This is a genomic window from Novosphingobium sp. UBA1939, from assembly GCF_002336885.1.
Taxonomy (GTDB): Bacteria; Pseudomonadota; Alphaproteobacteria; order Sphingomonadales; family Sphingomonadaceae; genus Novosphingobium.
In genome coordinates this window covers 4,913-15,713 of sequence record NZ_DDFB01000164.1, presented here as the reverse complement: position 1 = coordinate 15,713, position 10,801 = coordinate 4,913, and the positions used below count along the sequence as shown (strand labels likewise).

At 65.9% G+C, this 10,801-nt stretch carries 10 protein-coding genes; 7 read left to right on the top strand and 3 right to left on the bottom strand.

Annotated elements, in window-relative coordinates; all coding sequences use genetic code 11:
* Both B3547_RS21670 and B3547_RS21665 read left to right on the top strand, forming a co-directional pair.
* On the top strand, positions 1-1,551 hold a 1,551-nt coding region (locus B3547_RS21670; RefSeq protein WP_292966973.1), incomplete at its 5' end, for a hypothetical protein.
* Complete coding sequence (locus tag B3547_RS21665; RefSeq protein WP_292966970.1) at positions 1,551-6,155, top strand: multiheme c-type cytochrome; 4,605 nt, start codon at positions 1,551-1,553, stop codon at positions 6,153-6,155. The genes B3547_RS21670 and B3547_RS21665, both read left to right, overlap by 1 nt.
* Positions 6,156-6,245: 90 nt before the next feature.
* Here the strand turns inward: B3547_RS21665 and B3547_RS21660 are convergent, their stop codons facing one another.
* Complete coding sequence (locus B3547_RS21660) at positions 6,246-6,626, bottom strand: hypothetical protein (RefSeq protein WP_292966967.1); 381 nt, start codon at positions 6,624-6,626, stop codon at positions 6,246-6,248.
* The gene (locus B3547_RS21655; RefSeq protein ID WP_124807981.1) at positions 6,610-6,813 is read right to left on the bottom strand and encodes a hypothetical protein; all 204 of its coding nucleotides are present in this window, start codon (positions 6,811-6,813) and stop codon (positions 6,610-6,612) included. Before B3547_RS21655 ends, B3547_RS21660 begins: the two co-directional genes overlap by 17 nt.
* A gap of 95 nt (positions 6,814-6,908) precedes the next feature.
* Between B3547_RS21655 and B3547_RS21650 the strand changes: the two genes are divergently transcribed.
* Positions 6,909-7,586: a S24 family peptidase gene (locus B3547_RS21650; protein ID WP_194920194.1), complete on the top strand. Its 678-nt coding sequence runs from the start codon at positions 6,909-6,911 to the stop codon at positions 7,584-7,586.
* A gap of 70 nt (positions 7,587-7,656) precedes the next feature.
* Positions 7,657-8,325, top strand: coding sequence for an MBL fold metallo-hydrolase (locus tag B3547_RS21645; RefSeq protein ID WP_292966961.1), 669 nt, complete (start codon positions 7,657-7,659; stop codon positions 8,323-8,325).
* Positions 8,326-8,369: 44 nt separating this feature from the next.
* Here B3547_RS21645 and B3547_RS21640 read toward each other — a convergent pair whose 3' ends face one another.
* Positions 8,370-8,759, bottom strand: coding sequence for an MAPEG family protein (locus B3547_RS21640; protein WP_124807978.1), 390 nt, complete (start codon positions 8,757-8,759; stop codon positions 8,370-8,372).
* Between the two features lie 214 nt (positions 8,760-8,973).
* On the opposite strand from B3547_RS21640, the gene rpmF reads away from it, so the two are divergent.
* The 3 genes from rpmF to B3547_RS21625 form a co-directional block, all read left to right on the top strand.
* On the top strand, positions 8,974-9,153 hold the full coding sequence (gene rpmF, locus B3547_RS21635) for a 50S ribosomal protein L32 (RefSeq protein ID WP_124807977.1): 180 nt from the start codon (positions 8,974-8,976) through the stop codon (positions 9,151-9,153).
* Between the two features lie 27 nt (positions 9,154-9,180).
* Positions 9,181-10,263, top strand: coding sequence for a phosphate acyltransferase PlsX (gene plsX / locus B3547_RS21630; RefSeq protein WP_124807976.1), 1,083 nt, complete (start codon positions 9,181-9,183; stop codon positions 10,261-10,263).
* On the top strand, positions 10,263-10,801 hold a 539-nt coding region (locus B3547_RS21625), incomplete at its 3' end, for a beta-ketoacyl-ACP synthase 3 (RefSeq protein WP_414690603.1). The genes plsX and B3547_RS21625, both read left to right, overlap by 1 nt.

The following is a 10,801-nucleotide window of genomic DNA, read 5'->3' as shown; positions in this document are numbered from 1 at the left end:
AAGGAACGCTGGTTCGATCCCTATCACCAGAACACGCTGAAGGGTGATCGGCCGATCGACCCGTCGAAGCACAAATGGCTGCCGATCAAGGGCGACGACTGGTTCCTGCAGCTCAACGCGATCTCGGACACGATCCTCGAGCCGCGCTCCTTTCCGACCCCGGTCGCCGATCAGACGAGCAGCCGCCCCGGCGCGCTCGATCAGTTCGGCCGTGATCGCAGCCTCGTCGCGGCATCGACCTTCCTGTTCGGTGCGGCGCTGACCAAGGGCTCGACGACCTACAAGCCGCCGGACATCGAATATCGCGTGCTGCTGGCGTATAACGTCAACCATGTGAACGTGCAGGAACGCCGCGTGCTCGACGTGCGCTCGTCGAAGCCGTCGCATCGCACCGATACCTTCCTTGGCGTGCAGGAAGCCTTTATCGACAAGCATCTGGGCAATCGCTCGGAGCGCTTCGATTTCGATTCACTGCGCGTCGGCATCCAGCCCTTCCAGTCGGATTTCCGCGGCTTCCTGTTCAACGACAACCAGCTGGGCGTGCGCCTGTTCGGCAACCGCGACAACAACCGCTGGCAGTTCAACCTCGCCGCGTTCTGGCGGATCGAGAAGGACACCAATTCCGGGTTGAACGACGTGACGCAGCCGCTGCGCCGCGACTGGATCTTCACCGGCAACATCTACCGCCAGGATTTCCCGTTCGTCGGGCTGACCAGCCAGGTCTCGCTCACCTACAACATGAACCGGGAAAACCGCTACAAGTCGGACAAGAACGGCTTTCCCGCGCGCCCGGCGCTGCTCGGCGATATCCGTCCGCGCCAGTACGATGTGGTCTATATCGGTTATGCGGCGGACGGCCACGTCGGCCGGATGAACCTGACCGCGCAGGCCTATGCCGCGCTGGGGGAGGACCGCAACAGCTTCATCACCAGCCGCCCGGCCGTCATCAAGGCGTTCATGGCGGCGGCCGAAGCCAGCTACGACATCAACTGGATGCGCTTCCGCCTTTCCGGCCTGTGGGCCAGCGGCGACAGCAATCCCTATGACGGCACCGAAGGCGGCTTCGACGCCATCTTCGAGAACCCGCAGTTCGCCGGTGCCGATACCAGCTACTGGATTCGCCAGTCGATCCCGTTCGCGGGCGGTGGCCGCGCGGTGTCGCTCAACGGCCGCAACGGCATTCTCAATTCGCTGCGCACGTCCAAGGAACTGGGCCAGTCGAACTTCCTCAACCCCGGCACGGTGCTGGCCGGGGTGGGGGGGGATTTCGATCTGCTGCCCACGCTGCGCGTCTCCGCCAACGTGAACCACCTGTGGTTCCAGAACACCCGCATCCTGCAGGTCTTGCGCAACGAGGGCTCGATTCCCAACAGCATCGGCTGGGATACCTCCGTTTCCGCGATCTGGCGGCCCAACGCCTCGCAGAACCTGGTGTTCCGCCTGTCGGGCGCCGTGCTGCACGCCGGCAGCGGTTTCCGTGACCTCTTCGCGCAGGAAGGTGGCGGCAGCCGCTACTACTCCGTCCTCGCCAACGCGACACTGGCCTTCTGATGACCCAGCCTTCCGCCTTCCGCCGTCCTACCGCCCTGTTTCGCCGGCTTCGCGCCCTGCCGCTGGCATGGCTGCTCGCGGCCTTCGCCGTCCTGGCCGTGCCCAGCGCGCTGTGGGCTTCGGGCGAGGAAGTGCCGCAGAAGGTCAAGTACGTCCGCGCCCCCGCGGCCCCGCGCGGCCAGCCGGGCGATACGGCGGAGGAGCAATGGGCCTTCGTCGACCAGAAAAACGCCGGTTGCGTCAGCTGCCACACCGCCAGCGATCACAAGACCATGCACGCCAGCCCGGCGGTGGTGCTCTCCTGCGTCGATTGCCATGGCGGCAACAACCAGGTCGTCGCGGACCGGAGCTGGAACCGGGGCAGCATGGAATACGTGGGCGCGATGAAGGACGCCCACGTCCTGCCGCGCTTCCCGGTGGCGTGGGGCTGGCCTTCCTCGGCCAATCCCAAGCGCTCCTACGCGCTGCTGGCCAAGGAAAGCCCGGAATTCATCCGCTTCGTGAACCCGTCGGACTATCGCGTCGCCCGCGATTCCTGCGGGGCCTGCCACATGAACATCATCGAGGCGTCGGAACGTTCGCTGATGTCCACCGGCGCGATGCTGTGGGGCGGCGCGGCCTATAACAACGGCATCGTCCCCTTCAAGAACTACATGTTCGGGGAAAGCTTCACCCGCCAGGGCGAACCCGCGCTGCTCAAGTCCGCGTCGAAGGAAATCGGGCCGGACGGGAAGCCGATGTGGGGCACCGTCACCCCGCAGGAAAAGGCGCGCGGCGCGCTGCCCGTGCTCTATCCGCTGCCGCGCTGGCACACGATCCCGCCGGCGGACGTGTTCCGCGTGTTCGAGGATGGCGGTCGCACGATCAACCCGCAGTTCCCCGAAATCGGCCTGCCCAACTCGACCGGTCTGATCCAGCGGCTCGACGAGCCGGGCCGCCCCGATCTCAAGCAGTCGAACCGCGGCCCCGCCACGGGCCTGCGCGTCGCCATTCCGGTGCTGAACATCCACAAGACGCGCCTGAACGACCCGTTCCTGTTCCAGATGGGCACCAACGATCAGCCGGGCGATTACCGCTCCTCGGGCTGCGCCTCGTGCCACGTCATCTACGCCAACGATCGCGAGCCGCGCCACAGCCTGAACTATGGCAAGTGCGGGCGCGACGGGCAGACGATCACCGCCGATCCCACGATCAACTCGCTGCGCGAAGGCCAGCACCGTGCCGGCAAGTACGGCAGCTATGACGCGGCGAAGGAAGAGCACAAGACGCGCGTGCGCGGCACCGTGCTGGGGGGGCAGGGCGGCTATCTGCAGGCCGATGCCAGCGATTCCGCCGCGTCCAAGGACCTGGCCGGCGACTGCGCGCGCGCCATTGCTTCGGCGGAACAGCTCACGTTCTCGCCCGCTGCCGGCGTCGCGCCGCACGGGTCGATGGACGCGCACGCCATGGGCCAGGCCGAAGCGCACGCGACGGCCGGGCTCGACAAGGCGGGCCATGCCGTGCCCGCCCCTGCCGGCGGTCATGAGGGCGGTCCGGTGGCGATGCAGGACCGCGAACGCGGCCACCCGCTGGTCCACGCCTTCACCCGCGCCATCCCCACGGCGCAGTGCATGAACTGCCACATGCACCAGCCCAACATCTTCCTGAACACCTACCTCGGCTACATCATGTGGGACTACGAATCCGATGCGGATTCGATGTGGCCGGGGCCGGAGAATCGCGCGCCGAAGCCGGCGGGCATGTCCGACGCGGACTACCAGCGCATCTTCAAGAAGCAGTTCCACCCGAACATGGCCGAAGCGCGCGAGACGCTGGACCGCAATCCGGAAGCGGCCTCGACCCATGGCCTGTGGCGCGACGTGGAGTTCCTGCGCAACGTCTATGACCTGAACCCGCAGCTCAAGAACACGCAGTTCGCGGACTACCACGGCCACGGCTGGAACTTCCGCGCGATCCTGAAGCGCGACCGGCGCGGCAACCTGCTGGACGATGAAGGCGATATGTCGAGCTACGGCACCGACAAGGCGCACATCGTCAATCCGGACGATCCGGAAAAGTGGCGCAAGAACGGTGAGGGCAAGTTCGTCGAGCCCGGGCCGGACAATCCGGGCAAGGCGGTCCACATGATGGACATCCACGCCCAGCTCGGCATGCAGTGCGCCGATTGCCACTTCTCGCAGGACAGCCACGGCAACGGCATGATCATGGGCGAAGTGGCCAACGCGGTGGAGATCGGCTGCAAGGACTGCCACGGCACGCCCGACGCCTATCCCACGCTGATGACGTCTAACCTCGCCGCGCCGCCGAAGGGCAACAACCTTAGCCTGCTGCGCAACGCCGACGGCCAGCGCCGGTTCGAATGGATGAAGGCGGCCGACGGACGCCGCGTGCTGATCCAGCGTTCGATCATCGATCCCAACCTGTCCTGGCGGGTTAGCCTGGTGAAGGATTCGGTCGATGCGCGCTTCGCCGGCAAGGTCGATGATCTGGGCAAGCCGATCTTCAATCCCAAGGCGGCGCGGGCCAAGCTGATGGCGAAGTCCGCCGCGCAGGATGGGGTGTACAAGTTCGGCACCGGCGTGCCCAAGGAACAGCGCGCCCACCGTGATGACGACATGGCGTGCTTCACCTGCCACCTCTCGTGGACCACGTCGTGCGCCGGCTGCCACCTGCCGATCGAGGCGAACTGGAAGTCCACCACGCACAAGTACGAAGAGGACTACACCCGCAACTACGCGACCTATAACCCGCAGGTCGCGCGCGACGACATGTTCCAGCTCGGCAAGCACCAGCGCAACAAGACCTCGGGCTCCGATCCGGTGCAGTTCGACAAGGATGGCAACCCCGTCAGCGGCAAGGCGATCACCGCGCCGATCCGCTCGTCCTCGGCGCTGATCCTGTCGTCCACCAACATCAACCGCGAACGGATCTATGTGCAGCAGCCGCCGATCTCGGCGATCGGCTATTCCTCGCAGGCGTTCGCGCCGCACTTCCCGCACACCGTCCGCAAGAACGAGACCAAGCAGTGCACCGACTGCCACCTCAGCCAGCAGGACGATAACAACGCGATCATGGCGCAGCTGCTACTGCTCGGCACCAATTACGTGAACTTCGTCGGCATGAACGCCTGGTTCGGGCTGGACGGCGGGTTCGAGGCGGTGCGCGTCACCGAATGGGACGAGCCGCAGGCGGTGATCGGCAGCTACCTGCACCGCTATGCCTATCCGGATTACTGGAGGCAGCACGTCGAGAAGAACGGCCGCGAGCTGAAGGACTGGACGCGCGGCGGCGTGATCGACGGCAAGCTCTCCGAAGAGACCAAGGGGCGTGAACAGTTCACCAATGTCACCAAGGGCACTTCGGACGCGGTCCGCTGCCTGCAGATGCGCGGCGAATACATGTTCGTGGCCGAAGGCAAGGGCGGCTTCCGCGCCTATGATATCGCCTCGGTCGGCAACAAGGGCTTCTCCGAACGAATCACCACCGCGCCGTTCTCGCCGCTGGGGCACGACACCCATGTGGATACGAAGAACGCCACCTGCATGGCGCTGCCCACCAACCAGGCGATCGCGCCCACGCGCAACACGCCGGAACTGCGCCATCTGAACCAGGAGCAGCCGTTCTCGCCGATCTACCATTACGCCTTCGTCACCGATGCGGTGGAAGGGCTGATCGCGGTCAACGTCGATACGCTGGCCGATGGCGAGTTCCGCAACAACTTCTTCCGCCGCGCGCTGACGTTCAATCCGGACGGCGTCCTGACGGGGGCGCGGCACATCACGCTTGCAGGTGACTATGCCTATATCGTCACCGACAAGGCGCTGGTCACCGTCCACCTCCCCAAGCCCTGGTCGCCGGGCAAGCCCTGCGAGGCGAGCGAGGAGAAGGGCGGTGAGACCTGCCTCGATCCGCGCGTCACCTCGGTCGTGCCGCTGAAGGACCCGCGCGCCACGGCGGTGCAGTTCCGCTACCTGTGGGTGACGACGGCCAACGGGCTTGAGCTGATGGACGTGACAAACCTGGCGCAGCCGGTGCCGGTGCCGCAGGCCACCGTTCCGCTGGCCGATGCCCGCCGCGTCTATGTCGCCCGCACCTATGCCTATGTCGCGGCTAAAGCTCAGGGGCTGGTGATCGTGGACGTGACCGCGCCCACGCGCCCGGCGATCCAGCAATCGTTCACCGCCGACGGGCAGTTGAACGATGCCGAGGATGTGATCGTCGCTTCCACCAACGCATCGCTGTTCGCCTATGTCGCGGACGGGCGGAACGGGATGAAGGTGGTGCAGCTTACCTCACCGTCCAGCCAGCCGAACTTCTACGGCTTCTCGCCCGAACCCCGGCCGGAACTGATCGCGTGGGCGCACACGCCCAGCCCGGCGCTGGCGCTCTCCAAGGGGCTGGATCGCGATCGCGGCGTGGATGAAACCGGCGGGCAGATCGCCATCTTCGGCCGGCTGGGATCGCGTCCGTTCAACCGTGCTGAGATGGAGGAACTGTTCCTCAACGATCGCAGGGAACCGTTCCGGGTCTCGAACGCTGTCGACATGAATCTCTGGGTAGGGGCGACAACTGCACCGCAGCTGATGGCCCGCACCGACCGCTAGTTTGCGCTTCTGACGGTTTGTGGAGAGGAATGGCCGCGCACCGGGGTTTACCCGGGCGCGGCCCCTTGAGCGTTCAGGCCCCGATCGGTTTCACGATGCTTCCAGCAACAGGATGTCGATGTCCAGCTCCAGCCGTGGCGCGGGCAGCAGGGTGTGGTCGGCCCGCGCCACGCTGGCGTCGGCCACGAGATGGCCGGGGATGTGGAACGGGTGATCGGGCAGCACTGCGATCAGGTGTTCGCCGTCCTCGATCGCCTCGGCTTCGTCGAAGCGCAGCGTGAAGCTGTGGCGCGCGCCGGAAAAGGTCACGCTGGCCCATGGCGTTTCGCGTTGGCTGACGAGGATGGCGCGTGCGCCCGCCAGGGCGCTGAGGGCGTGCCATAGCCGCTCACCGGCGGTGCGGTGGCGGCGGGCCGGGCGAGAGGCGCGCGGCGCGTCCCGAAACAGGGCATGATCAACCAGCATGGGCATCGCTCGCGAAGGTCTCCGGCTTGTAGTTGTTCATGAAATGTTCTACTCGGGAGATCATTTCCGGGCGGGGCTCGCGTCCGTTGCGCATGTCCATGACCAGGCGGGGGTCGTGCGCGGCCATGCGGCCGAACCGAGTCACCGGCATCCCGGTGCGGAGCAGGAATTTTTCGATCTTGCGGATGAGCACGGTGCAATCTCCCTCGCGAATCCATTTAGGATTTTTCTTATGTTGACGGACAAATCCTACAAGTCTAGGAAAAATCCTTCGACAATGGTGGGTGCATGACCGGAACCGATCTTCAGGCCCGTGCACGGGCGCGTCTGCTGGAGCTTGCCGGCGGGCGCGGCGTTAGCCTTTCGGCGCTCTCGGGCCTGCTGGGGCGCAATCCGGCCTATCTCCAGCAGTTCGTGCGCAAGGGCAGTCCGCGCAAGCTGGAGGAGGACGACCGCCGCGTTCTCGCCAATTTCTTCGGCGTGTCGGAAAGCGAGCTCGGCGCGCCGGCCCATGCGGCTTCGGGAAGCGCGGTCGCGGTGGGCGGCGTCGCCCGCGCGCTGGTCGATTGGGCGGATATTCCGCGCCTGCCGCTGGGAGCCTCGGCCGGTCCCGGAGCGCTGGCGCGGGACGAAGCGCCATCGGGCCAACTGCGCTTCTCGGCCCGTTGGCTCAAGGCCCAGGGGCTCGATCCCGTCGCGCTTTCGGTGATCGCGGTGGAAGGCGATTCGATGGAGCCGACCTTGCGCGACGGGGACGAGATTCTCGTCGATCGCACGCCGCGCGCGTTGCGTGCCGGTATCCACGTCATCCGCCTTGACGACATGTTGCTGGTCAAGCGCCTCGAACCCGGCCCGGCCGGCACGATGCGTGTGATCAGCGACAACCCGGCCTATCCGGCCAGCGAACGCGCGATGGGTGAGGTCGACGTGGTTGGACGCGTGGTGTGGAAGGGCGGGCGCCTGTAGCGCGCCGATTATGGCACGGTGGGTGGCTCGTCCCTTGCCAAGCGCCACGCGACCCGCCATTTCCCTTTGCATGACCGAAACCGCCGCGCAGCCGCCGATGAAGGTGGCCATCATCCCCGTCACGCCGCTGGAACAGAACTGCACGTTGGTGTGGTGTACCCGCACCATGAAGGCCGCGTTCATCGATGCCGGCGGTGATCCCGAGCGGTTGAAGGCGGCGATCGCCAAGGCGGGCGTCACCATCGAGAAATTGCTCGTCACCCATGGCCACATCGATCACTGCGGCGTGACCGGCATTCTCGCAAAAGACCTGGGCGTGCCGATCGAGGGTCCGCACGAGGCCGATCGCTTCTGGATTTCGCGCCTGGACGAGGACGGCAAGCGCTGGGGCATCCCCGGAGAGCCGTTCGAGCCGGACCGCTGGTTGCAGGATAGCGAAAAGGTCACGATCGGCGAACTGGAGCTCGACGTGATCCACTGCCCCGGCCACACCCCCGGCCACGTCGTGTTCTACCACGCGCCATCACGGTTCGCGATCGTGGGCGACGTGCTGTTCCAGGGCTCGATCGGCCGCACCGATTTCCCGATGGGCAACCATCAGGATCTGATCGATTCGATCACGCAGAAGCTGTGGCCGCTCGGCTCCGACGTCACGTTCGTGCCCGGTCACGGGCCGACCAGCACGTTCGGGCGCGAGCGCCAGACCAATTCCTACGTCAGCGATTACGTGCTGGGATAAGCAATGGGCCGGCCGGGCTATGCGCGCGGCCGGCCCGTAATCGGTCAGGCGTCCAACACGATCGAAACGGCCCAGACGGCAAGGCACAGTTGCGTCAGCATCGTGGTCAGCGTGCCCACGCCGCGCAGGAAGCCCAGCGGGCCGCCGTCCATGCCGATGCCGTGCGCCACGCGGCCCAGGATGAAGATCGCAGCGGCGCCCAGCAGGAAGGGGTTGCCGGCGCGCGCCAGCTCGATTCCGCCTACCATCACCAGCACCACCGGTGCGTTTTCAATGAAGTTCAGCTGTGCGCGCATCCGGCGGATCAACGCTTCGTTGCCACCGTCGCCCACGCTGATGCCGGTGGCGCGGCGCACCATGCCGACCCGAATGGTAAGCCAGATATTCAGCAGCGCGGCGGCGGCGGCCGTGCTCAATGTGACAGGCAGGATCATCCTCTCGTCCACTCCCCTTGTTGTCCGCACGATTGCTAGCCCTGTTGCGCTTGCAAAGCACGAGAAATTCCGTATAGGCGCGCCTTCGCCCGCGATAGGGGCGACTCCCGACTTGCCGTTCCGCCGCATACGCGCGCAGGGGTTGTGCGGAAGGCTTGTTTTCCCTATCGCGCCCGTAACAAACAGTTTCGCAAGATCAGGAACAGGTGCCGAAATGGCCGTCCCCAAAAGAAAGACCTCGCCGTCCCGTCGCGGCATGCGCCGCAGCCACGATGCGCTGAAGGCGGAAGCATTCCACGAATGCTCGAACTGTGGTGAACTGAAGCGTCCGCACATGCTGTGCAACGCCTGCGGTCACTACAACGGCCGCGAAGTCATCGCCGTCGGGCTCTGATCCCATCAATTGGGGGGTATTCGCACAATGAGCCTGCCGCGTATCGCTGTTGATGCGATGGGCGGCGATGAGGGCGTGCGCGTGATGGTCGAAGGCGCGGCGCTGGCCCGTCGTCGCCATGATCGCTTCAAGTTCCTGCTGGTCGGGGACGAAGAACGCATCAAGCAGGCTCTCGAAAACCACCCCAATCTGCGCGCGGCGACGGAAATCCTGCACGCGCCCGATGTCGTCTCGGGCGATGAGAAGCCGACTCAGGCACTCCGCCGCGCGAAGACGACGTCTATGGGGCTCGCTATCGACGCCGTGAAGCGCGGCGATGCCGGCGCCGCCGTCAGCGCGGGCAACACCGGCGCGCTTATGGCGATGGCCAAGCTTTCGCTGCGCACGATGCCGGGTATCGACCGGCCCGCGCTTGCGGCGTTGCTGCCCACGATGGGCGAGCACGATCTCGTCATGCTCGATCTTGGCGCGAACACCGAATGCGACGCGCGCAATCTCGTCCAGTTCGCGATCATGGGCGCGGCCTATTCGCGCATCGTCACCGGCCTGCCGGCGCCGCGCGTGCGCCTGCTCAATATCGGCACGGAAGAGACCAAGGGCACAGAGGAGCTCCAGGCCGCCGCGCAGCAGCTCAAGGAAGCCAACGCCAGCCTCGCGATGTCGTTCGATGGCTATACCGAGGCGGACAAGCTTTCGCGCGGGGACGTGGATGTTGTTGTGACCGACGGCTTTTCGGGCAACATCGCGCTCAAGGCGGTGGAAGGCGCGGCCCGCTTCGTGGCGGACCTGCTCAAGCGCAGCTTTGCCAGTTCGCTGCGGTCCAAGGTGGGCTTCCTGATCTCCCGCCCGGCGACCGAACTGCTCAAGCATCATCTTGACCCGAACAACCACAACGGGGCCGTGTTCCTGGGCCTCAACGGGATTGTCGTAAAAAGCCACGGCGGCGCTTCGGCGCTGGGTGTGGCCAATGCCGTGGCGGTCACCGCTCGGTTGCTGGAGGAAAATCTGACCGAGCGTATCGCGGCCGACCTTGCCAGTGTCGGTGCTGAGACCATCCGTTCCTCCAGCCGCCGCAAGACCGCCGCCGCGCAAGACGAGACGGCGGCGTGATGATTCGATCGGTGATTACGGGCAGCGGTTCGGCGCTGCCGCAACGGTCGGTCTCCAACGCCGAACTGGCAAAGATGGTCGATACGACCGACGAATGGATCGTTGAGCGCACGGGCATTCGCAACCGCTACATCGCCGGGGAAGGCGAAACCACATCGAGCCTGGCGACCGATGCCGCCCGTCGTGCGCTGGAAGCGGCCGGCGTCGATGCCTCGCGCGTCGACCTGATCGTGCTCGCCACGGCAACGCCGGACCAGACGTTTCCCGCCACGGCCACGATCGTCCAGCACAACCTGGGCTGCAACGGCGGCATCGCGTTCGACGTGGCGGCGGTCTGTTCCGGCTTTCTCTACGCGATGGCCACGGCCGACAGCATGATCCGCACGGGGATGGCTAAGTGCGCGCTGGTGATCGGCGCCGAAACCTTCACGCGCATTCTTGACTGGGAAGACCGCACCACCTGCGTCCTGTTCGGCGATGGCGCCGGCGCGCTGGTGCTGGAAGCGCGCACGGTGGCCGATGATGACCGGCAGGCGCC

Excerpts from the sequence above, each read along its gene's own strand:
- rpmF (WP_124807977.1), top strand. The coding sequence starts at position 8,974 with ATGGCCGTCCCCAAAAGAAAGACCTCGCCGTCCCGTCGCGGCATGCGC.
- plsX (WP_124807976.1), top strand. The coding sequence starts at position 9,181 with ATGAGCCTGCCGCGTATCGCTGTTGATGCGATGGGCGGCGATGAGGGC.
- B3547_RS21640 (WP_124807978.1), bottom strand. The coding sequence starts at position 8,759 with ATGATCCTGCCTGTCACATTGAGCACGGCCGCCGCCGCCGCGCTGCTG.
- B3547_RS21650 (WP_194920194.1), top strand. The coding sequence starts at position 6,909 with ATGACCGGAACCGATCTTCAGGCCCGTGCACGGGCGCGTCTGCTGGAG.
- B3547_RS21660 (WP_292966967.1), bottom strand. The coding sequence starts at position 6,626 with ATGCCCATGCTGGTTGATCATGCCCTGTTTCGGGACGCGCCGCGCGCC.
- B3547_RS21645 (WP_292966961.1), top strand. The coding sequence starts at position 7,657 with ATGACCGAAACCGCCGCGCAGCCGCCGATGAAGGTGGCCATCATCCCC.
- B3547_RS21665 (WP_292966970.1), top strand. The coding sequence starts at position 1,551 with ATGACCCAGCCTTCCGCCTTCCGCCGTCCTACCGCCCTGTTTCGCCGG.